Annotated in this window: 25 protein-coding genes; 12 read left to right on the top strand and 13 right to left on the bottom strand. The window is 54.2% G+C overall.

Annotated features, from left to right (window positions below; genetic code table 11):
• Positions 1-163: 163 nt before the first annotated feature.
• Positions 164-658 carry a c-type cytochrome gene (locus AC1M7R_RS25140; protein ID WP_490610052.1) on the bottom strand — a complete coding sequence of 165 codons (495 nt, stop codon included), beginning with the start codon at positions 656-658 and terminating at the stop codon, positions 164-166.
• 319 nt (positions 659-977) lie between these two features.
• Here AC1M7R_RS25140 and AC1M7R_RS25135 point away from each other — a divergent pair, with 319 nt between their 5' ends.
• The 3 genes from AC1M7R_RS25135 to AC1M7R_RS25125 all read left to right on the top strand — a co-directional run bounded on the left by AC1M7R_RS25135 (position 978) and on the right by AC1M7R_RS25125 (position 4,255).
• Entirely contained in the window at positions 978-1,910 is a 933-nt protein-coding gene (locus AC1M7R_RS25135) for a hypothetical protein (RefSeq protein ID WP_490610051.1), read from the top strand.
• A 127-nt stretch (positions 1,911-2,037) separates the two neighbouring features.
• Entirely contained in the window at positions 2,038-3,381 is a 1,344-nt protein-coding gene (locus AC1M7R_RS25130; RefSeq protein ID WP_490610050.1) for an RES family NAD+ phosphorylase, read from the top strand.
• 181 nt (positions 3,382-3,562) lie between these two features.
• Complete coding sequence (locus AC1M7R_RS25125; RefSeq protein ID WP_053256027.1) at positions 3,563-4,255, top strand: ImmA/IrrE family metallo-endopeptidase; 693 nt, start codon at positions 3,563-3,565, stop codon at positions 4,253-4,255.
• Positions 4,256-4,381: 126 nt separating this feature from the next.
• Here AC1M7R_RS25125 and AC1M7R_RS25120 read toward each other — a convergent pair whose 3' ends face one another.
• Entirely contained in the window at positions 4,382-4,750 is a 369-nt protein-coding gene (locus AC1M7R_RS25120) for a histone-like nucleoid-structuring protein, MvaT/MvaU family (protein ID WP_053256026.1), read from the bottom strand.
• Positions 4,751-5,170: 420 nt separating this feature from the next.
• Here AC1M7R_RS25120 and AC1M7R_RS25115 point away from each other — a divergent pair, with 420 nt between their 5' ends.
• The 3 genes from AC1M7R_RS25115 to AC1M7R_RS25105 all read left to right on the top strand — a co-directional run bounded on the left by AC1M7R_RS25115 (position 5,171) and on the right by AC1M7R_RS25105 (position 7,843).
• Positions 5,171-5,404, top strand: a complete 234-nt coding sequence (locus tag AC1M7R_RS25115) for a hypothetical protein (RefSeq protein WP_490610497.1) — start codon at positions 5,171-5,173, stop codon at positions 5,402-5,404.
• Positions 5,405-6,150: 746 nt separating this feature from the next.
• Positions 6,151-7,293: a hypothetical protein gene (locus AC1M7R_RS25110; RefSeq protein WP_490610049.1), complete on the top strand. Its 1,143-nt coding sequence runs from the start codon at positions 6,151-6,153 to the stop codon at positions 7,291-7,293.
• Positions 7,294-7,624: 331 nt separating this feature from the next.
• Positions 7,625-7,843, top strand: coding sequence for an antitoxin Xre/MbcA/ParS toxin-binding domain-containing protein (locus AC1M7R_RS25105; RefSeq protein ID WP_146476347.1), 219 nt, complete (start codon positions 7,625-7,627; stop codon positions 7,841-7,843).
• A gap of 133 nt (positions 7,844-7,976) precedes the next feature.
• Here AC1M7R_RS25105 and AC1M7R_RS25100 read toward each other — a convergent pair whose 3' ends face one another.
• On the bottom strand, positions 7,977-8,291 hold the full coding sequence (locus AC1M7R_RS25100; RefSeq protein WP_480460865.1) for a DUF7693 family protein: 315 nt from the start codon (positions 8,289-8,291) through the stop codon (positions 7,977-7,979).
• Positions 8,292-8,356: 65 nt separating this feature from the next.
• Between AC1M7R_RS25100 and AC1M7R_RS25095 the strand changes: the two genes are divergently transcribed.
• A complete protein-coding gene (locus tag AC1M7R_RS25095; protein ID WP_490610048.1) occupies positions 8,357-8,590 on the top strand; it encodes a hypothetical protein in 234 nt (77 codons plus the stop codon).
• 323 nt (positions 8,591-8,913) lie between these two features.
• Here the strand turns inward: AC1M7R_RS25095 and AC1M7R_RS25090 are convergent, their stop codons facing one another.
• The 3 genes from AC1M7R_RS25090 to thcB4 (AC1M7R_RS25080) all read right to left on the bottom strand — a co-directional run bounded on the left by AC1M7R_RS25090 (position 8,914) and on the right by thcB4 (AC1M7R_RS25080) (position 11,625).
• Complete coding sequence (locus AC1M7R_RS25090; RefSeq protein WP_236295268.1) at positions 8,914-9,687, bottom strand: toll/interleukin-1 receptor domain-containing protein; 774 nt, start codon at positions 9,685-9,687, stop codon at positions 8,914-8,916.
• 7 nt (positions 9,688-9,694) lie between these two features.
• Positions 9,695-10,333, bottom strand: coding sequence for a Thoeris type III anti-phage system protein ThcA (gene thcA, locus AC1M7R_RS25085; RefSeq protein WP_490610047.1), 639 nt, complete (start codon positions 10,331-10,333; stop codon positions 9,695-9,697).
• Between the two features lie 152 nt (positions 10,334-10,485).
• Positions 10,486-11,625 carry a Thoeris type III anti-phage system protein ThcB4 gene (thcB4, locus tag AC1M7R_RS25080; RefSeq protein ID WP_186567053.1) on the bottom strand — a complete coding sequence of 380 codons (1,140 nt, stop codon included), beginning with the start codon at positions 11,623-11,625 and terminating at the stop codon, positions 10,486-10,488.
• Between the two features lie 322 nt (positions 11,626-11,947).
• On the opposite strand from thcB4 (AC1M7R_RS25080), the gene AC1M7R_RS25075 reads away from it, so the two are divergent.
• Positions 11,948-12,346 (top strand): hypothetical protein, encoded by a 399-nt coding sequence (locus tag AC1M7R_RS25075; protein ID WP_490610046.1) that lies wholly within the window; start codon positions 11,948-11,950, stop codon positions 12,344-12,346.
• Between the two features lie 192 nt (positions 12,347-12,538).
• Positions 12,539-13,540 carry a tetratricopeptide repeat protein gene (locus AC1M7R_RS25070; RefSeq protein ID WP_490610045.1) on the top strand — a complete coding sequence of 334 codons (1,002 nt, stop codon included), beginning with the start codon at positions 12,539-12,541 and terminating at the stop codon, positions 13,538-13,540.
• A 332-nt stretch (positions 13,541-13,872) separates the two neighbouring features.
• Here AC1M7R_RS25070 and AC1M7R_RS25065 read toward each other — a convergent pair whose 3' ends face one another.
• Both AC1M7R_RS25065 and AC1M7R_RS25060 read right to left on the bottom strand, forming a co-directional pair.
• Positions 13,873-14,235, bottom strand: a complete 363-nt coding sequence (locus AC1M7R_RS25065; RefSeq protein ID WP_438663397.1) for a hypothetical protein — start codon at positions 14,233-14,235, stop codon at positions 13,873-13,875.
• 790 nt (positions 14,236-15,025) lie between these two features.
• Positions 15,026-16,807 (bottom strand): SIR2 family protein, encoded by a 1,782-nt coding sequence (locus tag AC1M7R_RS25060; RefSeq protein ID WP_490610044.1) that lies wholly within the window; start codon positions 16,805-16,807, stop codon positions 15,026-15,028.
• Positions 16,808-17,084: 277 nt separating this feature from the next.
• On the opposite strand from AC1M7R_RS25060, the gene AC1M7R_RS25055 reads away from it, so the two are divergent.
• Together AC1M7R_RS25055 and AC1M7R_RS25050 are read left to right on the top strand one after the other, a co-directional pair.
• Positions 17,085-17,924, top strand: coding sequence for a ubiquitin family protein (locus AC1M7R_RS25055; RefSeq protein ID WP_490610043.1), 840 nt, complete (start codon positions 17,085-17,087; stop codon positions 17,922-17,924).
• A gap of 42 nt (positions 17,925-17,966) precedes the next feature.
• On the top strand, positions 17,967-18,545 hold the full coding sequence (locus tag AC1M7R_RS25050; RefSeq protein ID WP_236295275.1) for a toll/interleukin-1 receptor domain-containing protein: 579 nt from the start codon (positions 17,967-17,969) through the stop codon (positions 18,543-18,545).
• A gap of 365 nt (positions 18,546-18,910) precedes the next feature.
• Here the strand turns inward: AC1M7R_RS25050 and AC1M7R_RS25045 are convergent, their stop codons facing one another.
• The 5 genes from AC1M7R_RS25045 to AC1M7R_RS25025 are packed head-to-tail and all read right to left on the bottom strand — an operon-like array spanning position 18,911 to position 22,377.
• Positions 18,911-19,327 carry a hypothetical protein gene (locus AC1M7R_RS25045; RefSeq protein ID WP_236295276.1) on the bottom strand — a complete coding sequence of 139 codons (417 nt, stop codon included), beginning with the start codon at positions 19,325-19,327 and terminating at the stop codon, positions 18,911-18,913.
• Between the two features lie 12 nt (positions 19,328-19,339).
• Complete coding sequence (locus tag AC1M7R_RS25040) at positions 19,340-20,095, bottom strand: toll/interleukin-1 receptor domain-containing protein (protein ID WP_236295277.1); 756 nt, start codon at positions 20,093-20,095, stop codon at positions 19,340-19,342.
• Positions 20,096-20,106: 11 nt separating this feature from the next.
• A complete protein-coding gene (gene thcA / locus AC1M7R_RS25035; RefSeq protein ID WP_490610042.1) occupies positions 20,107-20,703 on the bottom strand; it encodes a Thoeris type III anti-phage system protein ThcA in 597 nt (198 codons plus the stop codon).
• The gene (thcB4, locus tag AC1M7R_RS25030) at positions 20,700-21,854 is read right to left on the bottom strand and encodes a Thoeris type III anti-phage system protein ThcB4 (protein WP_490610041.1); all 1,155 of its coding nucleotides are present in this window, start codon (positions 21,852-21,854) and stop codon (positions 20,700-20,702) included. Before thcB4 (AC1M7R_RS25030) ends, thcA (AC1M7R_RS25035) begins: the two co-directional genes overlap by 4 nt.
• A gap of 34 nt (positions 21,855-21,888) precedes the next feature.
• Positions 21,889-22,377 carry a TIR domain-containing protein gene (locus AC1M7R_RS25025; RefSeq protein WP_490610040.1) on the bottom strand — a complete coding sequence of 163 codons (489 nt, stop codon included), beginning with the start codon at positions 22,375-22,377 and terminating at the stop codon, positions 21,889-21,891.
• Between the two features lie 424 nt (positions 22,378-22,801).
• Here AC1M7R_RS25025 and AC1M7R_RS25020 point away from each other — a divergent pair, with 424 nt between their 5' ends.
• Positions 22,802-23,776 carry a toll/interleukin-1 receptor domain-containing protein gene (locus tag AC1M7R_RS25020; protein ID WP_236295281.1) on the top strand — a complete coding sequence of 325 codons (975 nt, stop codon included), beginning with the start codon at positions 22,802-22,804 and terminating at the stop codon, positions 23,774-23,776.
• Positions 23,777-23,818: the final 42 nt, after the last annotated feature.

Below are 23,818 nucleotides of genomic sequence, written 5' to 3'. Positions count from 1 at the left end.
ACAATGTAGCGGCATGAAATGCCTCCCGCCTAGAGGATCCATTCTATTCTAAACCACCAGGTAGAGTACCGGGTGGCATCGCCGCGGGTTCGCTCAGAAAGGCACCGCCGGGTGTAGCGGTGCCTTGAGGAGTACAGCGGCTACTGATGACTTCTCATCAAGATCATTGCAGCGCCTGGGTTTTGGGAGCGCTGAGCTTCTCGTGCGCCCCGAGGGCTGCGCGCATCTCAGCGACTTGGTTGGCGGTAACGGCTGGCGCGCCATTGCCCCATGAGTTGCGTACATAATTCAGGATGTCAGCGACCTCTTGGTCACTCATTTTCGAGGCGAAGGAAGGCATGCCCGCCGCCGCCTGCCTGGCCTCGGTGTGCGGCGCTCGCGTTCCCATGAGCATTGCATGGATCAGGTTGGTCGGGTCATCCGAAAGCATACGGTGGTTGCCTGCGAAGGCGGTTACCATCCCCTCGATCCCTTCACCTTCCAGACCATGGCAGGCATAGCAATTCACCTCATACCGCAAAGCAGCATTTGCGCTGGCGGCCTCGCTCATGATCATCGGCTTACCCGGCTTGTGGTCGGAGGCTGCAAGTGACTTCAGGTAGGTGCCGATAGCCTGCAGATCAGGCGTCGAGTAGTACTGGAAGGAATGCTCAGCCATGGTGTACTGGGCCCAGTCTGCGTCAAACCGTCAAGCCGTTGCCGAGGATCTACTCTCTACGGTAGAAGGCGGGCCGGCAGTTACTGGCGAACCTGAGACAGATGCTTCTTAATATCTGCGAACCCCAGGCGAGGGTTTGGTCAGGAAACAGACCAAACCCTCTACCAACTTCACCTTTCAGATGACACCATGTTCGACCAAGGTATTAGCTAACAGCTCTAGGTCAGGCCTTGGCGCTCCAAACACCGCGCGTTAGTCTCAAGCTTTTGCGTTGAGGCTGCAGATGCGAACGAAGCGAAGGATCACCCGGGCATACTGTGTGGATTTGGCCAAAGAATTAACCATTGGCGGTGCTCATCAGGCCTATTTCAACCAAAACCAGCCACGTAGCCGTTTTCTGTTCCAGTGCTCATCACCGGAATGCAGGGCGCTCAAGGTGGTGCCAAAAATCACAGCCGTCAATTACTACATCCACCCGACCGAAAAAGCGCGCGTCAAATCTCCGCATTACAAAGACAACGAGCACTATGACCATCATGCGGACTGCGAGTGGATGCTGCCAGATGAGGACGAAGGTAGCGATGCGCCGTTGCCCGGAGAGACTGAGTTACAGACCCGCACACGCTTGGCAAAACGCCAACTCACTTCGGTAATCGATATCTTTGTTCCCCCGACACAGCCAGAACAACCCGTGGTACGTCCACCTCGAGCCGCACCAAGCGACGAGGACGAGGCAGGAGCTATTCGTCGACGGGGCGGTGGCGGCGCAGAAGGCACCCGATCCGATCGGAAGCACCGAAGCGGTGACCTGCGTGAGCTAGTGGATTACTACCACGACACACGCGAAGCCTTGAAAGACCTCTTTCCCGAGGTAACGATCAACGTGACAGGGCGTGGTGAAATACCGTTGCGTTCGTACTTCAAGAAGGTGGCTTGGGCCAGACCTGACACTGCAGGATACGTCTACAACGGCGGTGGCCGGATTGAGCCGCGTGAAGGGGCCGGCTTCTTATTCAACTTCTATGACAAGGTTACGGACAAAGATGCATCTCTCCAGGTCTCTGATGAGGTCATGACTCAGCACCGATCAAGGCGCTATGTGAATGAAATTCTCGATCAGGCACGGCTGGTAAGGTACTTCACGTTCTATTTCCTCGGCACCTTCACCTATCACGAGGCCAGCGACACCATGGTTGCACAGGTTACTGACCTTCGCTGCCTGGCGATTGACTTGGGGCCGTTGAGGAACTGAGCTTCAGTAGAGATGGCAGCTCCTAACCATTGGCAAGGGCGGCACCCGATGGGTAAATGCTTAAATCAGCGAGAGGCCTTCGCCTAGACGTAGATAGGCGCCGTGTAATGCAGCAAAGGAGCAAGTGATGCGTCAAGTGGTGTGTACCGATTGCCTTACCGAAACCTTCCTGCAGGATCATGCTTCGGAGAACGATATCAGGGAGTGTGACTACTGCGACCGAGAGCTCCCAGTCATGGACATGGATGAGCTGGTGGAACTCTGCGAAACGGCAATCCACGCCTCGTTCCGTGAGGTTCAGCAACCGAATTCAGTGATTCATCATGGTTACCCACCGATCGGTGAAAGTCTGTATGACGTGCTGGAGCGCATGCTGGGTTCCGATGAGACCCTGCTTTCTGACATCCATGAGCGCTTGCTCGACTCTTGGAGTTGTCCAGATGATGACGATCCTTGTTTCGAAGAGGAAACAGAGGCTTCGTCCGAGTTGACTATCGGTTGGCGGAAAATGGAGCACAGCTTGAAGTTCGAATCGCGGCTGGCAAATCCCTTGGTGGGGTCAATCCTGACAATGGTCTTCGACGGCATAGAAGATCTGCGCTCGGTGGACGACCGGTCAGCCATTGTGATCGCAGGCCAAGGTTATCCAATCTCGTCATTCCAACGGGGTAGGGTGTTTCAGGATGAGCAGAGCATGGAGGAAGCGCTGACTCACCCTGAAAAGCATCTCGGCCCGGTACCAGGAGGCAAGGGATCTCCTGGCCGAATGAACGCCAAGGGAATTTCGGTTTTTTACGGCGCAACAGATGACCACACGGCAATTGCGGAGGTGCGCCCTCCGGTTGGCAGCATGGTAGTTACCGCGCGGTTCGACGTAATCCGGCCTCTGAGGCTTCTCAACCTGAACGACCTGGCTTCAATGCGTCCGCATCGGGGGTTGAGCTACTTCAATCCAATTCGCAGGAGCCTCACCGAACGCTGCGCGTTTCTGAAAGACTTACAGCGCCAGCTGACGATGCCAGTTATGCCGGACTCGGCGGAAAGCGGGTATCTGATCACGCAAGCTATTGCCGATTTCCTTGCAACCCATGAAAAGCTGAATCTCGACGGTATCTTATTTCCCTCTGTGCAGGTGCAACAGGATACGTCACCGGGGCAGAACGTCATTCTTTTCAACAAGGCCAGTGGGGTAGAAAGGCTCGAGGACACACAAAAGGCTGAGTATGTGAGTCTCTGGGAACCGGATGAAGATAGGTTGGTGTATTACCCAGAGTACTGGGAAGCGGAACCTAAAGACTCAGATCAATCCTCCCGGTACGTCCCTCTGGTACCTCCGCCGGAGCCAAGCCTACGTCTAGCTCGAGACGGCATTGTGATTCACAAAATCCAGGGAGTCCGCTTCAGCACCGAGATCGACCCAGTCCACTATGTTCCTTGGTCGCAGGACAGGAAATACCATGGGTTTCGATAGCGTGGCTGGTTCCTAACGAGAGCTCGGATCTTATAAGGGATCTCGGAACCCATCGGAGTTTAGCGGGCCAGTACCAGCCGTACCGTTCATCGGCAAAACCTATATATTGGATTAGGCACATATTGAAAGCACTACATATTGGGCTAAATTGTGCTTGAGAGCCTACATCTGGTGTTTTGCCATGAACGAAGCCCATATCGAGAAAGCAGCGACCGATCTGCTCATGCAGATTTACCGTGATCGCCGTTACCTGTGGCCAGATCAAGATGTTCCGCCGATGATGATGCGCAGCCCCCGGATCGCTGCCATGGTCTGCGGCTACGACTACCATGAGCATCCCACCCTGGGAGACACCCATTTCAATCGGCACAACGCCGGTACTCGTATCGCGGGCCTGATTGACCGTCAATCGAACAAGATCGCCGTCGCGACTGAGTTTGGTGACAAAGTCCAGCTCTTCACCGGCGCGCATGAGATCGGCCATCTTGTGCTCCACGAAGACACTATCATGCACCGCGACCGCGCTTTTGACGGCAGTCATCTGCAAACACCACGTGCACCTGCAGAGAGACAAGCCGATCGCTTCGCCGCCTGCTTCCTAATGCCTCAGAAGCTGGTGAGAGAACGGTTCGAGTTCATGTTCTGTTGCAAGGGGCAATTGCGCTTCAGTGACGTGATTGCCTATCACCTCGACCCCAACAATCCGGATCGGCTTCTCTACTCCCCGAAAGAGTCGGGAGAACGTGAGCTGGCGCTGGCGCGATGCACCCGATTTAACAACCAGCACCTGGTGTCATTGGCCCAGCAATTCGGTGTCTCAGACTCGGCGATGGCCATCCGGCTCAAGGAGCTGGAGTTGGTGCGGTGGCCTTAGAACGAGCAGGGCGTTACTGGAACGTGCAGTAGGCAGAAGTTGTTGGGTCGCCCAGAGAGGCATCACTGTTCTGGGTAAAATAAAAAAGGGGCCTTCACGAGGCCCCTAATCTTTGCTTCTGAAGGGTTACTTAGCTAACCAGCTCTCGACTTCGTCGGCACCATGCTGGCTTTTCCACTCTTTCAAGGTCTTGTGGTTACCACCCTTGGTCTCGACGCGCTCTCCTGTATGTGGGTTCTTGTAGACCTTAAGCTGACGGGGCTTGCGGGTGGACTTTTCAGCCACAGCGGCTGGTGCACGTCGACTGACAGATTGTGGGTCAAGAATGGCTATGATATCGCGCAGGCTGTAGCCGTACTCCGAGAGCAGGCTACGGAGCTTTTGTTCGAATTCGATTTCGCGCTTCAGGCCATCATCGTTTTTGAGGGTCTCAAGTTCGGCAAGCTGAGCAGCCAGTTGTTGCTCCAACTTACGGAATTCGGCGAGTCTGGACATTTGATGCTCCTGTATATGGTGCGTCGAGTATAGGCGTGGGGCTACAGGCCATCAATGCGCAGGTTCAAGCCGATGCCTGAGGCCAAAGAGCAAAGAGCAAAGAGCAAAGAGCAAAGATCAAAGATCAAAGAGCAAAGAGTCGAACATCATCCGAGTATGGCCATTGATGCGAGCTTGCGAAACCAAGGTAGTCTGCGAGTGAGAACTACAGCCTCCTAGATGCGAGGCGTGAGGCTTGTTCTTCCAGCTTCGAGATCTATCACCACTACATCAATCCGAGATCGCAACGCTTCCGGAAGGCACTCTATCAAGGCTAGCCGCATGGCCTCAGGCGTACGGGGGGTAGGGACGCCCGAGGGCGGAACCTGCAGTCTTTTTCCCGTGTTGGACGGTAGTTCCCCAAACCAGAACACCAGGTAAATCCCGCAGCCATGCGAGCGCCAATCAATCAAGGCGCGGAGAGCCGTCAAAGTAGCGAAGGCAACAAATCATGCAGATCAGTTGCGCACAGCTCGAGCAGAAGTAGATCAGGCGAAAAGGGCACTAGGGGAGAGGGGCCCGGTATGGTGGAGCGACGGCAGCCCGGACTACAACCGCCACAAGGCTGTTAACACGCCCTATGCTGAGTGGTACCGCTCACTGCCCGAGCCGTAGCGATCATGCGCGCAGAGACACAGATTTTGAGCCCGCCTATTGCTTGACGCTCGCCGCTACTAGTTCCGCGATGCCTTGCCGTACGGCATCGATGTTGTCGTCGAGAGTCGACAGAGCTCCATTCACATTTCCCACCACACTGCTTGCTCCTAGGCCACCAACCCATTTGGCTAGCTCTTCGACGGCGGCGCGTAATGCATCCTGGTTATGGCTGAGGCGCTCAAGGACTTCAGCGGCTGTCCGTAGCTCTTTCATGATTAGCGAATCCTAGTAAGGTTGGCAGCAGACTTTGTATCACGGTTTCCCGCGATAAAGCTGGCGTCTTGGTATTTCAAGATGCCGCCCTGGTTGTGTTCCGCTCCCCTCATTACGCTCACGCGAAAGCTGGAGAGTGTGCAGTAGGGGCTGCCACGTGTATTGATCCGCATCGTCAGTAGGTTCGGTCGTGGCTTGTAACGGAGGTTGACTTTTATACTGTATATATATACAGTATAAAAGTCCGGGGAGTGCTCCAATCTAATAGGTGTGGTACTGACTCTCTGACGTGCATTCTCGGACTCGTGTAACTATCAGGATGATTTTTGCACGCACACAAAAGCCCCTTTCGGGGCTTTTTTTTCATTTTAGAATTCTTCGGCTTCGACATGGTATTAGTCATTCAGCCCTGCGGAAGAAATCAGTCCCATTTGATCACTCACCACTAAGCTAAGATTCTTCAATCTTATGACCAAGTGAAGCGAGGGGCTATGGCAGTTGTGTTCTTTCTACCGTGGGTATCTGCTGCCAAAGAGCTGCGGATCGCAGACCTACGCTTGATCCCTTATGAGCGAGGTCGACTTCCGGGTGAGTTGCTGGGCATACCGCAGGAAGCTTTCGACGGCGTACTAGGCAACTACGGCGACAGAGGTTTCGGCTCTCAGCCTTCACAGCCGATCCAGCAAGCCGCGGTCATCATTTGGGACGAAGACAAACCGGGCCTTGAGGCCTCGGACGCCCAAATCCAGCAGCGACTGGTTCAGTGTTCGTATCTCGCATTCTCTGCCCTGGTAGGTCGGTCGTTGTGCTCAACTTCCGACTATTGCAACGCCGACACACTCCAGGTCGTTGCGCAGCGGTTTGATGTCGCGTCACCGGCTCATTCCTGTGTGACCACGCGCCGGCGTGACGGTGGGACACAAAACATGCTGGCGGGTAGGGGAGGGCTCAAGTTCATTCGGCCGTACCACGTCGACAACAGCTCGCGGATTACGCTCGACATCCCGTTGTTTGAAGCACTACTCAGGCTACCTTTTGGGGAACTTAAGGAACGTATCGACGAGGCGGTCGTTTCCTTCCTCAGAGCCAATAGTGATGCGTCATCCATAGATGAACGATCCGAACTGATCCTGATGCGGGTCGCCATAGACACACTGCTTGACGTTCCGCATGACAAAGCTGCCTTCCGCAGAGCCATCAACGAACACTTCGATGAGCTACCGAACCCGCCCATCTGGCATAACGGGAGCCTGGACGAACAGTGGTGGTGCACGCACTGGGACAAGCACGTAAATCGCCCGCTCGACGCCTGGGTTCACGATTTCTGTGCCGCTCGTAACGCCGCAGCTCATGGCCCCGCAAATGGTGAGAAGGGAAGCATCTGGCCTCGCCATAACCATCTCATTTTCTCCGCCTGGTTGCTGCCGCTGATCGTCAAAAGGCTAGTTGCCCAAGCCGGGTTTTACGAGTTCACCGCCGAAGATAAGGTCGCGAGGGCGGGCTTTGAGGTCTTTCTGGCGCACGATCTGCTGGCCATGACCGACAAGGATGAGAACAAGGTTTGGTGGCAAATAGCCGAGTCTGAGCTTTATCTGCCTCTGTTTGCTGAGCGATTGCAGCGAGCATGCGAATGACGAAAGCATGGTGTTGTGGACTTGAGTCAATGCGTGCTGATACGCAGTGGGAGACGGGGAGGGAATCCGGGAGAGAAATGAAGATCTAGCTTGAAGCCGCCCTCGACTCGGTGTGTAAACCAATTTTTTGATGTGTAAACCACCCCGCTTTACACGTCAAAAAACTGATTTACACATTTCCTGAGACGCCGGCCTCAGGCCAACGTAACCACCTGCAGGGATCGTAGTAATAGGCACGCCTGAAACTCGCACCAGGCTCGCCTATAAGGGGGAGACAGTGAGCGGATGGCGATGGTGTAGCCTAGGATCAGACCGCAGAAGGAGCGTACTCATGAGCACTTTGCCCCCCGATCAACAGGCCCGTTATTTGGAAGTGCTCGACGCCGCGAAGCGCTTGTATGGCGGCGATATCGACGCAGCCATGCACTGGATGTCACGTCCGGTAAAAGCATTTGGCGGCAAAGCTCCTGCCGCTATGATCGCAACCAGGCTGGAAGCGGATACGGCCATCGAGTTTATCAGGCGTTTGGAGCATGGGTTTGTTGCGTGAGTTGCCTAGACGATGCCCTTTAGGTGGAAGTCTGGACATTGAGCCGGGGCGGCGCGAGAAATAGCTCGCTTCGAACCCCAAACGGAAGCCGACTGTCCACCAAACCAAAACCCTGCCGCTACCCGGTGGCCGGCTACGCGACACCCAACAGCTTTTCCAGCTGTGCATGCTCCCAGGTGCTAAGCAGCTCTACGGGGTCGGTACTGTACGACTGCAGCGAGTCAAAAATGTAGGCACGTCCCTCCGGGCTGTAGCAGCTGTCGCAATAGTCGAGCGTGTCACAGTCGTTGTAGAGCGTGAGCACCCAGCCATCGGCCTCCACCGTCATCAAACCGCAATAGATCTCAGCCCAAGACTGCTCACCTAGACGGCGCATGCTACGAACCCCGAGAGCGATGTCCCGCAGGATCTGATAAGCCTCGCGGGCCGTGAGCAGTTTTGCTCCCAAAAGAAGTACCTATATCTGGATGTTGTCGAACTGTCCGTATCCGAACTCGGCTGACCGCATGGTAAATGAAACTTGGCATGGTGGGCGTATTACGCGGGCATCAAACCTATACGATCGCCGGCGAGGAGGGCGTCCTTTCGGAATACGATGCGCGACTGGGTGCGTTCTATCAGCGCGAAGGAATGAAGGCTTCCGGCTGGTCGGAGCAAGTGATCAGCAGACTCCGGAATGTGTCGAGTCTACATGGGCGTGAGGAGCTTCTGGGTGAGCTAGGGCGGATGGGCTTAGGGCTGCGGTAAAGCTCATCGTAGGTTTGCTGAGACCTCCAGCTGGTGTGCCGCTCGCTAGGTTTCATGGTGTGGCCGCGAGCGGCTCAAGACGGTTCTTCATCGTATGGGCGCCGGTCTCAGGTTTTGAGGTCGGGTAGTCTTCGTGACGGTCAGCCCTGGCATGCGGACTCTGTAACCGTCATCACCAGCGTTACTCCATCATGCGTATAATGGAGGTGATGTCAGTCCGCCCTCAAGCAACCTTTGTGGACGCTTGCTCTCGGATTATTGAGTAAGTCTTGTCGGAACTATCTACTCAGTCCAGACGCCTTCCAGGCAGCTACTCTCTGAGATCAGACCCTGCTTCGCAAGCTGCTGCCGCCATGCAGCTTGGAAAGCGATTCAAGGATTTCCATTGAATTGGATTGTGTTTCTTGCTCGCCAATCCAGCGTTGCAGCCCCAAACCCGTTAGCGCCTTGAGGTGATCTGTTTTGGCTTCATGGAATACGGGCACCGAGTCGAGAGCACGCGATTCGGTGGCGATCACCAACTCTTTGGCATGCTTGGCTTGCCAAATGAAATGGCTAAACATCAGCTCCATATGAATCCAAGGAGACCCTGTTTTGTCTTCGTCTTCGATCGAGTGCTGTGTGGATAGAGAATGGTCGGTGTTCAAGAAGAACAGTGCGGTGGAATCGCTAATCATTTGCTGCAGAGCTGTCGCTAGGATCATGTACACATGGGCGGTCGAGCGATTGCGAAGGTCGTAGTGATAACGAGTGGTACCTTTGATTTTGCAATGTTTTTCATCAATTGCCTTCAGGAGTTCGTATGCCGAACCCCAAACCGTAGAGTCGATGAAGGCTGTTATCCCTTTCTTTTCCAGATCCAGCGCGAGTTGGATCGCCAAGTCTTGATCTTGGAATGAATGGGAAATGAAGATGTCGCATCGTTGCGCCGGGAATAGGTGCTTGATAACGGTTTTGGCATCAATGCTAACATTGTCTTTCAATAAGTAATTTTTAAGCTTGACCGTTGAGGCTTTAAGATTGCTCTTGAAGTCACTTACGTCCTTGGTAATAGGGAAATGTTCGGGGTTGATGTCAATGTTGAAGCCGTATTCCATTTTGTGGTTATCCTTTACCGAAAGTATTGTCCGGATCGTGTCTTGGTTTCGAGGGTTTCACTGACAGCTTGCGTTCGCTGTTTAGCCCGATCCCCAGGCCATGGGTGAACAGACCAACGTAGTCGAGCAGCTCGTCGTAATCTTTTTCGTCGGGTGTGAGCCAGGACTCAATTAAGGCAGAAGCGCCACCAGGGCTGCGGAGCGCTATCACATTTGCTCGGGGATGTTCCCTTTTGAACTGCTTGTGTTCGTCGAGGATACCTTGTTGCCCGCCGATGAAGACCGCGGCCTCAAACTTGTGGTGGCTGAACATGGCTCTTCTCATGAGTCCCAGACTCGACTGCCGGTCGCCAGTTGAATCTACTTCAATCAAGTTTTCAAATCTGAGGTTCACCTTTGGAGCTACCTTTGCGAAGTATTTCGACTGGTAGATCGTCACGGCAGCTCTGTTGTCGACTCCTAGATCCTCGCAGACCGCGAGAATGAGAGGGGAGATTGTGGGATGACCACCAAATACGAGGTGTTTACGACCCACTACGGTGTACAGGAATGTTCGAAGCGATGCCTGAATCAGCATCGGATCACATTGTTCATAGAAAATGTTATCACTGCTTGGAACGCTGGCAGAAAGGAATATTTTGCCCATATCGTTGGCCTCAGATTTAGCTGTATGGAGGGATGCGCTGGTTCAGACGTGTGCCCGATCTCTGACTATCGAGTGATCATTCACCATGATTGCCGGCGGAGACGCTTGCAGGTCAATCTCTGGAAGGAACGTTTCGAACGGGCACGCGGTTCCTAATACCAATCTTGGAATCGATGGCCAGCGGCGTTCGCCTTCACCAAGCGCGCATGCCCATCAAGCCTGTCTCCGAGCCATTGCATGTGGGCTTTCCAGGTTCTTTCTTCGATCCCTTCTTCGTTATAAATCACGGCAACTGGAGGCGAGTGCTCCTCCAGCGATGCTTCATAGAATGACTCGCTGGTTGGTACGCGAAGCTCTGGGTAGACAACGATTTCTTCATTTTTTACTGAGACCACCAATCCTCTTCGGGACGAAGCGCCCAGCACTTTACCGCCGGCGGCCTCTACCGAAGACGTTAGCTTCCCGACAAGATCCCGGTACCTGATCGATACGCTTTTGCTTCGATAGAGCTCGATTTTCTCGAGAATCTCGGTCAAAGCGTCCGACTGAATCAGCCGATCTGCACCGAGATCAGAGTCCTCCAACTGGACTTGTCCGCTGATCAAATGGATGTTGGTTGCTTCAACGCGTGGCCACCCAACGCGAAGCATGGCGAGTTTCCTCAACGAAGCCCTTTCGAACTCCAGCTCAGTCCAGCGGCCTTTGAAGTACCCTGAGCTATCGAGGTAGACGAGTACGTCGGAGTCGCAGAGGCGCTGCCATAGCACCTCTTGGAAGTGCTCTCCAGGTAAAATCCCGTGCGTGTCGAGGAAAACGTCGTACTGCCTCGCACACAGTTCTGAATACAGTTGCAGAGCGGCCTCTGTGGACTCTTTGCGTCGATAGCTGAGGAACACCCGGCGCTGACGTGGGATCAGCGAGCTTGCCTCCAGGAGGCAGCTCGCAAGGATAGCTGGGCTTTGGGTCATCGCAACGCCGTTCAATGCTCCAAGTTTTCCAGGAAATTCGGCTTTAAAAGTGTCTGGATCCCGCGCAACCGGAACCAGTGGTACTCGGCGGTCAATGAAATGCTCAATGGCCGCCTCATCAGTGGCATTGATGCTTGCGCAAAGGGCTGCGCAGCAGCGATCAAACTTGGGTCGGAAGCGCCTGGGATCTCCCCGAAACAGTGTCACGTCTTCATGAAGCACTAACCCGAGTTCCGAAATTCGCTCCTCTAGAGCGGCCTCGATCTCATCGGCAATAGCGGTGGGAAAGTCGCCTAGTAGGGCGAGGGAGTAGCGGGCGTCCATGAAGCTTCCGAGCCTCTCTATATCGTTGGCGTACAAGTGGCGGGCCGGGGACTCCGCACACCCAGTCGCTTGGGTGGGCTCAGTTCTACCGGTCAACATGCTAAAAGTGGCGATAAGCTATCATGTATCCAACGCACATGCTCTTGAATGCTGCTAGAAAGGTGCAGCCCTTTCCGTGCTTTCGTCCAGTAATCGGCAGTAGACAGATCAGAGTTTCTGGTGGCTTGCGGGGCTCAGAAATGGAAACCATAAAATCCGAGATGACCAGGCATGCTCCGTGCGAACATTGCCGCATCACAGCCCTCTATCTCAAGGAAATCCAATGCTGATGAGATTCGACCCTCCAACCCGAATCACCTACATTGCGTTGACCTACGCGATACCATGCTTGGCGATGTTAGCGCTATGGATGCAAGACGATTTGACGAATCTAACTGCAGCTCTGACGCTGGGTGTGGCTGCAACCTTTTTTCTTCGAATGGAGTGGATACAGAACTTCGTCCGGGCGAGGTGGCAACGTGAGTATGAACAAAAACTGGCCGCCACGGATGCGGCATTGGCTCGGGATGATCTAAGGGCCATAGAGCGTCGTCGGCTTCAGCGCTATCGTAACCAACTGGCTGATCGCTACCATCTGGTTACCTCTCCCGCGGTAACCTACAAGCCGATCAATGTCATGGGGTATGTGCTCAAATTCAGTGTTTACGCGTTCAAGAACTAGGTTGAGTTTGCTGGATTCTTAGCCTGCGGTTTTTTCGCGAGACCGCTATGCTGCTGGATCACGACTTCAAGCGCCGCCGGCTACAGGGCATGCTTTGAGAGTCAGGGGCAAGGTCAATTGGGTCACGCACTCAGGGTTCGAGATGGGCAGCAATGCTCACCTCGGCACGCTCAAGCTTTGAAGGAGCAGGGAATGAGCATTTTTAGTTGGCTGTTCAAAAGGCCCAAGGCCGTCAACGCTGAAGCCGACCCCGGGTTTCCAACGGGGCGTCGCTCAACGCTCCAGGTTTCGCGTGATAAACATTTTTTGACGGTGGAGTCGCTCGACTTTTACGGGTTATATCAGCTGTCTAAGTCAAAGCACTGGGCGATTGGGTGGCGCGACTCAGACCCTGCGGCGGGCCGAGGAGGACATCGGGAGTCGGGCCTTGGAGCCTACGTACTGGCGGATCTGAGCAGCGGTACAGTCAGTTGCAACGGAAGCATGGCTAGGCCGAACAACGGTCACGTTTCCGACTCCGGTGTTTTCTGCTTGGAGGACTGGCATTTTGGCAGCTCTCTTTCTGGAACATTCAGTGTCTTCGATCCCGCGGGAGCTGTAATCATCACGAAAGAGCTGACGGCCAATATCTTCACCAGCGACATTTCTAGGAATGGGAAGTACGCTTTCTGCGCCACAGCAAACAGCCCCAGTGAGCATGGCAACAAGGTCTTCCTGTTCGACCTGCTCAAGCGGGTAGAGCTGTATTGCGTCACTCCAAAAGCCGGATGGCCCGAAAGCTATGAGGTCGACGAGAAAACGGGAGAACTGATTGCACACTTCAAGGAGGTCGGGAGCTTCCGGTACGACATTGATGGCCAATTCCTAGATGGTGATCAACTCGAGGATGCGAACCTCACCTCGTCTCGGTTTGAGCGCATTCTCCTCTCCGCAGAGAAGGTGCTAGGGGAGGTCGATCTATCAAACGAGCGCGTCGTTGAAGTCCTGGATGCTGTCCAGCGTGCCAGGTCGCTTGGCGCAGACCAATATCCTGCTTGGAGAGCCATTGCCTTGAAAGTACAGGGGCTCGCGCACGAGCACCTGGGCCAGTACGCCGAGGCAGTCCAGGTTTACGAAGAAGCGCTTTCTTTGAATCCTAAAATCGGTGTGAAACGTAGGCTCGCTTCTGTGGCGAAGCGGATCAACACTGGATAGCAGGCACTGAATCACGGGATTCAAGCTCTGTAGGTTGGCCGTGGTGCGTTCAGTAATCGACAAGAAACGAAAAGAGCCCCGAGGGGCTCTATGACACATCACAATCATCCAGTTTGTAATGTGGTTCTAGCGCGGCACATCGCAGAGGTTGTGTTGCTCACCGAGTGGAGGGGGAACCGTCGGTAGATGTTTATGCTGTATGGGCATACAGGCTATCTGTCAATCATAGTTTGATGAGTTATTGGGCTTTGTTCATTGGATTCGTTATATCACAAGGCAGAGGGATGTATCATGGGCCTAGAAATAAGGTGTGAAAGCTATTCTTATACGTCTCATGAAGGCCCAGCTCGATTGGAGTACAGGAAGCGGTTCGGAGAACCTCGAGTAGCCCAGACTTCCATCGCACGCTGAACGATCCGGTGTGTACTGGCTAGATTGAGCGTATTCAGTTCAGGATGCCAGAGGGTTGGCACGAACCTTCTGTCGTGCGGCGAAAGAAAGACCTCGAATTCGTTGTAAATGATGTCGGGGCCGCGCCCCTTCGAGTCCTGCAGAGCTCGGGCTATCTGATCCTCTAGCTTGAGAGCCTGCAGACGCATAGTGGAGTTGATGACCACGATGTGGTGGTCGTTCAGATTTTTGGCTAGTTCATGAGGCTCAAAGATGATGCTGTCCAACACTGCGACCTGGTGCACTTTCTGGCTCCGTATTGATGCGACCCGCTGGCACTTTAGAAAATCTCTCTGCCGGCTACCTGATAAACCTCAAGCCCGGGAGGCTGACAGTCTCGCTGCGGCACGTTCATTTGCTGCATCAGGCTCAGTGACGGCGCGAACCAGCTTGGTCTGTACAAACAGGCGCATGGCATAAACCCAGCCTGGTTTGCGTATCGGCGTAAACTAATGCTCCCGCGCCGCTGAGCACCGATTGACCGCTGATAGTGTTTGGGCTTCAGCTGTAACGGCTGACTGCATGAGGATTTCTGAGCGTTTCATCAGTCCACGCGAGCCATACACATACCGCGAGTGCCATGCATGCATACCCAAGCACTCCCGCAGTTCCAGCGACGCTCATGGATTCCACGTCTCGATAGCACCACACCATCAGGTACCCCATCATTGCACCCAGCGCCGCGCGAAAAGCTGTCAGCAGGCTTCCACCGATGTTAACGAAGAACGAATGTACCTCGCGAGATTTCCGAATGAGACGGTACGCCCGGAACGTCACCCTGAAAATGAAGATACTCACCAAGCCGAAGGCGAAAAGCAGCCAGAGGTAGTAAGACATCAGGGCAGGAGCCGCCAAGAGGGCGTTTACTAATTCTCTGACCTCTTGGGGAGACGCGCATGCAAGGAAGGGCGGGGCACCGAGGAAAAAGGCATAGGTCAGTTCCCGACGCGCGCGTCGGATGAAGCCAAATTTTGGATCTCTTTTCAGTAGCAAGATTACGGACTTCCTGTAGGTCGCGACTAGATCAGCTGATCATCAAAAGCGGAATCTCGCGAGCCCCAGTAGGCCTTCAAGCATCTGCGAGAGGTAGTTTTCAGAGCCAAAGGCGAATCCTGCGGCCAGGGTAGGGGCCTTGAATTCCTCAGTTGCGTACTCGTGAGCGAAGCGGTTGATGGTCTCCGAATGCCATGAGATCCGTCCGCCTGCGATGGTTCTGATCTTACGATTTTGAATGATGTCGACCAGCGATTCCTCGCTGATTAGGCGCGTTTCGCAGAAGAATAGGAAAGAAAGAAACTCAAACCGTTCGTAGAGCAATCCTGCGTCGTGCAGACCTGCAAAATCTGGCGCCCAGCGCGGTGCCAGTACTTCAGCGAGGCGGTTGCAAAACGGTGTAGTGGAGCTGTCTTGCCCCTCGAACATTCGCCAGCGGTCGAACAGGCCGATGCCCGCTTCGACGTACAGCGGAGCGAACCTTTCCCCTATGGTGCTAGGGATTTCGTGGCGGGCAATTAGCGGAGTGCTGAACAGTTTACGGAGCTCTGTCAGGCGTTCAGCCCGGACTAACCCCATTCCGTACGCGTAGATGACCAACGTTGCGGGATAGCTCTTCAGTGAGACCCAATGCTGCCAGCCGGACTGCTCTTTTTGAGATGCGGCATACAGCCCTTTAATGGCGTCCAATACCAATGGGTACTCGCCACCGCTTCCCCAGCGTCCCAAAACTGCGCAGAGGCGAGCGAGAGGTTCGATATTGGCTTCGTAGCTGACGACCCGATCTGTGAAGTCCTTCGGTGCATCTCCGTGAGGCGGTGAAGTGAAGAGCGGTGCTAGCTGTGTGAGGGAGCGCTGAGTCTGTGCTGTGATCAGGTCATCTAGCTGGATCCGGTGTTCCGGCCTCGCCAGGAAACGCTTGGCCATTGCAAGCGTCAGTTCTATTCCTGCCGGGTTGGGTTGCCGGGACTGTTGGATGGTATCTAGCTTAAAGCTCAAGCCCTCAAAGAACGTGTCGGCATCCAAGCCATTCACCACGGTCGCTCTGCGCTGCGTGATGAGCTCTTGGCCGCGTTCGCTTGGACGGCCTCGAGCTAGCCAGTATGTAGGATAACGACGAGAGGGGGCTCTGATGAACGCGGCTCTCAGCGCATGATCCCACTCACCTGACCAACCCGCGACGATCAGCCCAAACTCATCGATGATGCGATCAAGGAGCGTATTGAATGCTGATGGATAGTCTCCCAACTCATCATCCGTGTTGAGGATCCTGGCATCCTTGTAATCGCCATGGATTTTCAGGATGTAGCAATTCGAGTGGGTAAGCGGCTCAGCGCCCGCGAAACTATCAGCCGAGCTGACCACAGCAGGTTCGATGCCGACATCTCTTAGCGCGTTTTCCATCAGGCGATCGAAGTTCGTTGTCACAATCACGCGAATGTGGCCCGTCTTGACCATGTTCGCGATAGCTCGGTGTGCACGTGTGGGCAGTTTAAGGCCGTCCTCGGCCTCCTGTTCATTCGGTTCGAGAAAGCCCTGAATTATGGCTCTGCGTTCGGTTTGGGTCGCTGTCAGGCGCTCAAGCAGCTTGGAGTAGTTGGGCTGCTCACTCGTCTGCGCGACATACCAGGAGACCCAGTCATCCTGATCGCCCGCTCCTGTGGCGATGCCCCAGCGTTTGACCAGTTCCATTGTGATCTCCCAGCCCGTCTGTATTCCTGCAGAGCGGGAGACGCCTGAGCCAACAAGGACTGCGTAGACGCCTTTGTTCTCAAACATGGAGAAAGCAATTTGAGCAGTGGCATCAGGGGCTGTTGCGGTCATGCGGAGTCCTCGGTCATTAAGCGTAATGACGCTCATAGGCAGTCGTGCGTTTCAGTCCCTCGGTACCCAGCCGACGTAGGCATGAGCTCCATGCCACAAGGATGCTCGCCTGAGTTCACCCCGTCCAGTCCAAGTGCTGGCAATTTGCCCTGTTTGCGTTCAGAGTGCAGTTGCCTACCTGCTCCTACAGGTGCGTGCTTAGCATTGCCCGCTATGCGGATCAGGGACAGGAAGTTTCAAATACCTCGTAGAAACTACAGAGCAGAAGGGATTCAGTATGTACGTAGGGCTTGAACTGACCGGCTATAAAAGCTACAGCTCGGTACCCCCGTCGGAAATTCAGAAGTTCAAGGAACAGGTGCAAGGTCAGTTCGGTGAGGTTTCCGACTACCTGGTTGATGTATTCGAAGGCAAGCGTCTAATCGACGCTGACCGACTGTCGAGGCATTTCTTCCCTCAGCAGCGCAGGACGCACGTGTTTCTCTCGCACTCCCATGCTGACGAGGAAAGGGCTGTCGAGCTTGCAATTAAGCTCCGTGACCGCGGCGTCAACGTATTCGTGGATTCCTGTGTCTGGGGAGCGTCACAGCATCTTCTTGAGAACCTGACGGCTTTTTACGCAGACCAAAAAGCAGACGGACAGCCACTGAGTGAGCGTGAAGTAAGCGATCTTTCGGCTGGCGTGCATCTGATGCTGGTAGGTGCGCTTCAGGAGATGATTGATAGAACAGAGCTTTTCGTGTTCCTGAACACTGAAAATTCCGTTCCCTTGAAGGCTTACGAAGGTTCAGATCGCACATTCTCGCCCTGGATATATTCGGAGCTTCAGTTCAGCGCAATGGTGAGACGTCGAGTGCCTGCTCGCCGCAGACGCCGTAGCCCAGAGGTCTTGTCATTGGAACACGAGCAGGCCAAACGCTTACAGCCTGATTTTGCTCACAAGGCACTCAATTCCCATCTGCCAAAAGTCGACGGTTCAGCTTTCAGTGGCTGGATTGAGCTTTTAGATGAAATGGGTGAGCCTGCCCTTGATAGCCTGTATGGGCAATTCGAGATACCAGGCCAGTTCAGACGGCTTCGGGCTCAGGCAGCTGCTAGGAGTAAAAAGCTCTTGTAAGAAGGCTCTTGGCACCTTCTCAACACCTACATGGATTGAAAAATGGCATTTTTTACGAAGTCTGAGGCACGTGCCGCAGCAAAACGAGCGATGAGAAATCGCAGCCTCGGCGAGATGATGACCGAGTCGATGGAGTCCAGTAAGCGGGCGACCAGGTTCGACGTTTTCCTGTCCCACTCGATCAACGATGCTGAGTTGGTGCTCGGGGTTAAGGTGCTGCTGGAGGAAATGGGCAAAAAGGTCTACGTCGATTGGGTGGACGATCCTGAACTGGATCGTAGCCAGGTTAACAAGCATACGGCGGCGCGGCTGCGGGGTCGGATGAAACAGTCCGAGACGCTCCTCTACATCGCTACCGAGAACGCTACCAATTCGAAGTGGATGCCATGGGAGCTGGGCTATTTCGACGGCCACAAACCCGACAGAGTCGCCATCCTCCCTGTCCTGGATAACGAAAACCAGAAATTCGAAGGGCAGGAGTACCTGGGGTTGTATCCGACGGTAGACAAAGACAGCTTGAGCGGGCCTCGTCGACAGAGTCGAGACCCGCTCAGGGATCTGGAGGCACTTCGTAGGCTCCAGGGTGGGCCGTTCCCGGGGATCGGTAAGATCTATCTTTGATCGATGACGTAAATTTCACAATGCGCAGCGTACCTTGAGATAGCTACCTAATGATTGAGTCTAGCCCGCTCTCCCCATCGCGGGCTTTTTTTTGCCTCCGATTCATGCCCAGAGAAGATTCTCGTTTCGTAGACACGCAAAGGGCGTCTTATCCTCACGGCTGCCTGGCCGCATTCGGGTTGTTGATCCACAGGAGCTGAACACACACGAGGTGCCATAGCGCACCTCGCCGAGCTGTGTTCGACCTACTGCTCGCAGTGTCACTTGATCGTGCGTTGTCCTGCGAGTAGCCAGCTCGCGCGAGCACGTCGGGATCGATCAACGGTGTAGGCCCGAGCTAGGCATTGCGAGTCCGGGCTCCTCCCTTACGCAGCCGTGTGGGAGTTGATGACGTAGACCACCACCACTGCAGTGATAGCCACCAACACCGCCCCATGGAAGACGATTAACGTTTTTGATAGCGTGGCTTTGAGCCAATTTTTCCACCCTTGGCCTTTATCGATCACCATCAGAAAGTCGATCTGGTTTTTGTCAGTCGCTCGAACCTTGTCGTAGAGCCTGCGGTAGCAACGCTCAAGCGCCAGAAAGTAGCCATCCAGTCCCCAGAAGGCGATGCCTGGGATGTAGGCGAGCAGAGCGAAGCCCTTGTCAGAATCTTTGGCGGACAGTGCGAACAGCGCCGAGATCAGGATGATCGACCAACCTTTGAGCAGAAACGAGTTAGTAGAAAGGCGATTGACTACGCCTTGAACGAATTCAAGGTGTTTGAGCTTGGCATCCATGGGGTATATCCGTCAGAAGTTGCGGTATAAAAGATCGATGGCTTTCGAGCCTCTAAGGGTGGACGCCTGTAGCATCCACTTTTGAAAATCGCTTTCTGCAATAGAGGTTAGGTGGCCGGTAGGGGCATCATGTACGACGTTGAAATGCTCGTTAGAAACTACTTCGTCCATCGCACGCTTGCCCTCTATCGCCATTTTGTAACGTGAGCGACGCCGTACCAATGTACTGAAATTGAGCTCCATGTGTATCCACGGAGACAAGGTCTTTCGCTCTTCATTTACTGAGTGCTTCAGCGAGATCGAATGCTCCGTGTTCATGAAGATGATCGTATCTGTCTGATCAATTATGCGTTGCAGGGCGGTGGTCAGGATCATGTGTATGTGCGCTGTCGAGCGATTACGCTCATCGTAATCGTAATCGATTTGACCTTGACGGCGGCGGTACTTGTCGATGGCCTTCAGCAAATCGTAGATCGAGCCCCAGACGCAAGAGTCAATAAATACATTCAAGCCGCACTTCTCTTGGAGCTCCAGTGCGATTTGGATTGCCTCGTTTGCGTCAGCGGAGGAATGAGACAAAAAAATGTCAGCCTTCACTGCCGGAAAGAGAGCCTCCAAGATGAGGGACGCATCGAATGTGTCCTCATCAATCATTAGCTGGGCGAGGTCGTCAACGCGCTTTTGGTTTGCATCTTTATAAGCATGGACTTTTGTGAAGTCTACGGGGTATGGGCCGGTGTTAATGCTCAGGTTGAAACCGCGATCCATTAAAATCTTCCTTAGTTACTGAAGATCCGTTCGCTATTCGGATCGATGCCTAGAACGCTGTTGAATAGAGAGAAATAGTCCCCAGACTCTTCAAGCTCCTGAATGGCTGGATCTGATTGCGTACAGGGGAGGGTCGCGGTAGCTCCGCCACCGGCTCGGACTGCGATCACCTTGGCATCAGGGGCTTTTTCTCTGAACATTTCATATTCGTCGACAATGCCCTTCATGCCGCCTATGAAAATACCGACTTCAAATTCGTTATCTTCCAGCATTCGCCGGCGCATAGACAAAATACTGTCTTTGAGGTCTGCTTCCTTGGGGATTAACCGAATGTCAGCAAATCCCTGGTTCTCAAGAGGGAATTTATCTTCAAAAAATGCGGATTGGTAAATGGTCACGCATTCAATGGTATTGAGCCCAAAGCTCCTGCCCGCGGCATAAACCATGGGTGTGATTGAAGGGTGCCCGCCAAATACCAAGCGCTGTCGTCCCAGCGCCAGGAGCAACAGTGATCTTACCGCTATTTGTATTTGATACGGATGGCAAGAATCAAAAAATTCTCTGCCATAGGTTGGCACGCTGGCGGACAGAAATATTGATTTCTTCATTTTCGCCAGTCCAGGAATCGCCAGCCCGAATTATAGGGTTCGACTAACCGCACGTCCTTTTCGAGGTAGTTGCTGATCCATTCCATATGTGTCTGCCACCTACGTTCTTCAATACCCGCATTATCATATACTACGGCTACTGGCGCAGGGTGATTGTCAAGGGTGGCGTCGTGCAGGGTGTAGGTCGTCGGCACGCCGAGCGCTGGATAGACATAAATTGGCTCTCCACGTTTTGGCTTGACGGTGAGGCTGCGTCGGAGTGAATAGCCCTCGATTGTCGCTTGGGCACGCTCCAAGGAGGTACCGAATGCGTTCATCAGCAGGCGATAGCGGGTAGCGACGCCTTCTGCGCGCAGATCCTCAGCCGATCGGCAGATGTGTGCGAGGCATTGATTGGTGAGCGACACGCCATCCGACAAGAAATCGTCTTTGGTCAGGCGTAAATCCAACGTAGCTTGGCTTCGATCATCGAGATCTACTTCTGGCCAGCCAGCCCTGAGAATGGGAACACCTCGGAACACGGCGCGCCCAAACTCTGCCGTTGTCCAACGGCTGTCGAAGTAGGACGGGGTATCCAGGTAGATCATGACATCGCTGTCGCACAGCTTTTGCCACAGCACCTCCTGAAAGTGCTCCCCTGGCAAGATCTCATGCGTGTCGAGGAAAACGTCGAACAACCGTTCTGAAAGCGCCGCATAGAGCTGCAGCGCTGCGGTGGTTGATTCCGTTCGTCTGTAGCTCAGGAAAACGCGTCGTTGCCGAGGCAAAAGCGAGGCGCATTCCAGCAAGCAGTTGACGATGGTCGGGATGTCCGATGAGTCCAGTCCTAGCCCGTTGAGGATCGATACTGACGGAGGAAACTCCGCGGCCAGATGTCCGAGCTTCGACGCGACTGGGATGACGGGGACACTATCCTTCATCAATTTAGTAATGTGTACGTCCTGGCCATTAGGAAGAGGGAAACACAGGGCTGCGGTGCATTTCCCGTTGGCAACGCGGTACTCGTCAGGCATACCTGTGTACCAGTCGACCTCAACGCCGAGGTTGAGTGACAGTACCGCGAGTTTCGCTTTCAAGGCTTCGTAGAATTCGTCAACGAAGCCTTCGGGAGGCGAGCCGAAAATAGCCAGGTAGTAAGAGGCGTGCTGCATGGTGATTCTCATTGGCAGAGTCGAGAGAGGGCGGTTAGTAACGCTTTCGGATCGCTATCGCTTCTTCGACCCACCTGCCAAGATTCTGAGAGATGGTTGCGTACCGTGTGGCGCTGTCATAGCCCGCTGGATCGTAAGTGCGAACGATGCTGGAAAGAGAGACATTGTCCACATTGAAGCCGGTGAACGGATTTGAGCCGACTCTGGAGAACTGGTTGTTGCGATCAGTTATGCCGTGAATGTAGACCCCGACCAAGCCCATGCCTTTGTTCCAGGCTTGCTCAATTTCGTAGTTGATCCATTTGCGCCCCGCAGTTTGTGAGCCGATTAGCACAATTGCGCATGAGCGACCGTTCATTTCGGCGGCAATCCAGTTTTTGATTGCCTGTTCGCTGCCATTTTTCACAGCTTCCCAGCCGTTGTCATAGGCCTCACGGGCGCCATGGATAGCGCCGATCGAGCGAATCTTGGCCGCTCGCCAATTGTCGGCTTCGTAGTGAAAGCTGTAAAAACAGTGGCGCATGATTCCATCTCCGCGCAGGTAATGCAGCACCGAATGCTGGGCGCTGCGAGGGCGTTGATATCATAGGGCCGCTACTCTTGGGGCGCTACATCACGATTGCAAAAAGGCTGCGTAGACTCAAGCGCTTGCGCTGGACGCGCGTGGTTGAGCGTGCGCAGTTCAAGTTACGCAGGTTGCTCGGCCTTACTGGCTTCCAAGCGCTCGTAAACTTTCTTGAGCGCTTCCCGGCGCTGCTGCGCATCTGCGGCCTCCACCTTCGCAAGAAGCCGATCTGCGGCTGCGTTAACGCCGTCACGCCCAGATCCTCGCCTGGACGAGCCTCAATCTGGCCGGTTCGTCGAGCTCTGAGGTGAAATCGGCTCGCTACCGAGGCGGGTTCGAGTCGTGATAACGTCGGAGCCACGAATTCATAGGAAGCGCCGTAATGGCAAAAGTGTTTTTCTCATACAGTCATGATGATGAAGCACTGCGCAATCAACTGGAAAAGCACCTCGCCTCCCTGAGGTACGAGGGGCTGGTTGATTCGTGGCATGACCGGCGCTTGGTCGCCGGCGAGAAGGTAGACAGTGCGATCGATGCGCAAATTGATGCCGCGGATATCGTGTTGCTGTTGGTCAGTGCCAGCTTCCTGAGCTCTCACTATTGCTATTCGGTAGAGATGCAACGCGCACTGGCCCGGCATGCTGCAGGGGAGTGCCGGGTTGTGCCAGTCATTCTGCGCGCGTGTGATTGGACTCATAGTCCGATGGGTAAGCTACTAGCGGTGCCTCAGGATGGGAAACCAATCACCAGTTGGACGAACCCTGATGAGGCTTTCACTGATGTGGTACGTCAGATTCGAGTACTGATCAAGGAAATATCGCCTAGCAACCCCGGACGTGGTGCAGTGGCTCAATCCCATCGACCATCTGCTGCCCATGGTGCCGCAGCGGACACGGTAATTTCGACGATGTTTGAGTCGGTGCGTTCGAGTAACCTGAGGCTTCGAAAAACCTTCACAGACTTCGAAATTGATCAGTTCGCTCATGATGGTTTCACTTACATCCAGCGTTTTTTCGAGAATTCATTAGCTGAACTTCAGGCGCGTAACCCTGGCATTCAAGCAACATTGAGACGACTGAGTGACACGCGGTTCGCGGCTTCCATCTATCGGGACGGGAAGGTCGCTTCGGAATGTGCGATTGGGATGGGGGATGGTATCAGTCGGAACGGTATCACCTACTCGGCTCAAGTATCCTCAAATGGATTTAACGAAATGCTCTCCGTGAGCACGGATGACCAGTCGATCTTCTTCAAGCCTCTGATGGGATTCTCTCGGAATACTCGTGATGAGAAGCTGAGCGACGAAGGTGCTGCAGAGGCGTTCTGGGCGAAACTTCTTGAGCCTCTCCAGCGCTAGGCCAGTTGACCTTATATTTTCCGCGCGCCGTGGAACGGGTTT

The sequence above is a fragment of the Pseudomonas sp. MS01C9 genome, assembly GCF_058202755.1.
This window is presented reverse-complemented; position numbering and strand designations above follow the sequence as displayed.

Excerpts from the sequence above, each read along its gene's own strand:
- thcA (WP_490610047.1), bottom strand. The coding sequence starts at position 10,333 with ATGGGCAAAATATTCCTTTCTGCCAGCGTTCCAAGCAGTGATAACATT.
- AC1M7R_RS25050 (WP_236295275.1), top strand. The coding sequence starts at position 17,967 with ATGGCATTTTTTACGAAGTCTGAGGCACGTGCCGCAGCAAAACGAGCG.
- thcB4 (WP_186567053.1), bottom strand. The coding sequence starts at position 11,625 with ATGGACGCCCGCTACTCCCTCGCCCTACTAGGCGACTTTCCCACCGCT.
- AC1M7R_RS25070 (WP_490610045.1), top strand. The coding sequence starts at position 12,539 with ATGAGCATTTTTAGTTGGCTGTTCAAAAGGCCCAAGGCCGTCAACGCT.
- AC1M7R_RS25130 (WP_490610050.1), top strand. The coding sequence starts at position 2,038 with ATGCGTCAAGTGGTGTGTACCGATTGCCTTACCGAAACCTTCCTGCAG.
- AC1M7R_RS25090 (WP_236295268.1), bottom strand. The coding sequence starts at position 9,687 with ATGGAATACGGCTTCAACATTGACATCAACCCCGAACATTTCCCTATT.
- thcA (WP_490610042.1), bottom strand. The coding sequence starts at position 20,703 with ATGAAGAAATCAATATTTCTGTCCGCCAGCGTGCCAACCTATGGCAGA.
- AC1M7R_RS25105 (WP_146476347.1), top strand. The coding sequence starts at position 7,625 with ATGAGCACTTTGCCCCCCGATCAACAGGCCCGTTATTTGGAAGTGCTC.
- AC1M7R_RS25125 (WP_053256027.1), top strand. The coding sequence starts at position 3,563 with ATGAACGAAGCCCATATCGAGAAAGCAGCGACCGATCTGCTCATGCAG.
- AC1M7R_RS25095 (WP_490610048.1), top strand. The coding sequence starts at position 8,357 with ATGAAACTTGGCATGGTGGGCGTATTACGCGGGCATCAAACCTATACG.
- AC1M7R_RS25045 (WP_236295276.1), bottom strand. The coding sequence starts at position 19,327 with ATGGATGCCAAGCTCAAACACCTTGAATTCGTTCAAGGCGTAGTCAAT.
- thcB4 (WP_490610041.1), bottom strand. The coding sequence starts at position 21,854 with ATGCAGCACGCCTCTTACTACCTGGCTATTTTCGGCTCGCCTCCCGAA.
- AC1M7R_RS25025 (WP_490610040.1), bottom strand. The coding sequence starts at position 22,377 with ATGCGCCACTGTTTTTACAGCTTTCACTACGAAGCCGACAATTGGCGA.
- AC1M7R_RS25120 (WP_053256026.1), bottom strand. The coding sequence starts at position 4,750 with ATGTCCAGACTCGCCGAATTCCGTAAGTTGGAGCAACAACTGGCTGCT.
- AC1M7R_RS25140 (WP_490610052.1), bottom strand. The coding sequence starts at position 658 with ATGGCTGAGCATTCCTTCCAGTACTACTCGACGCCTGATCTGCAGGCT.
- AC1M7R_RS25075 (WP_490610046.1), top strand. The coding sequence starts at position 11,948 with ATGCTGATGAGATTCGACCCTCCAACCCGAATCACCTACATTGCGTTG.
- AC1M7R_RS25060 (WP_490610044.1), bottom strand. The coding sequence starts at position 16,807 with ATGACCGCAACAGCCCCTGATGCCACTGCTCAAATTGCTTTCTCCATG.
- AC1M7R_RS25020 (WP_236295281.1), top strand. The coding sequence starts at position 22,802 with ATGGCAAAAGTGTTTTTCTCATACAGTCATGATGATGAAGCACTGCGC.
- AC1M7R_RS25040 (WP_236295277.1), bottom strand. The coding sequence starts at position 20,095 with ATGGATCGCGGTTTCAACCTGAGCATTAACACCGGCCCATACCCCGTA.
- AC1M7R_RS25110 (WP_490610049.1), top strand. The coding sequence starts at position 6,151 with ATGGCAGTTGTGTTCTTTCTACCGTGGGTATCTGCTGCCAAAGAGCTG.
- AC1M7R_RS25055 (WP_490610043.1), top strand. The coding sequence starts at position 17,085 with ATGTACGTAGGGCTTGAACTGACCGGCTATAAAAGCTACAGCTCGGTA.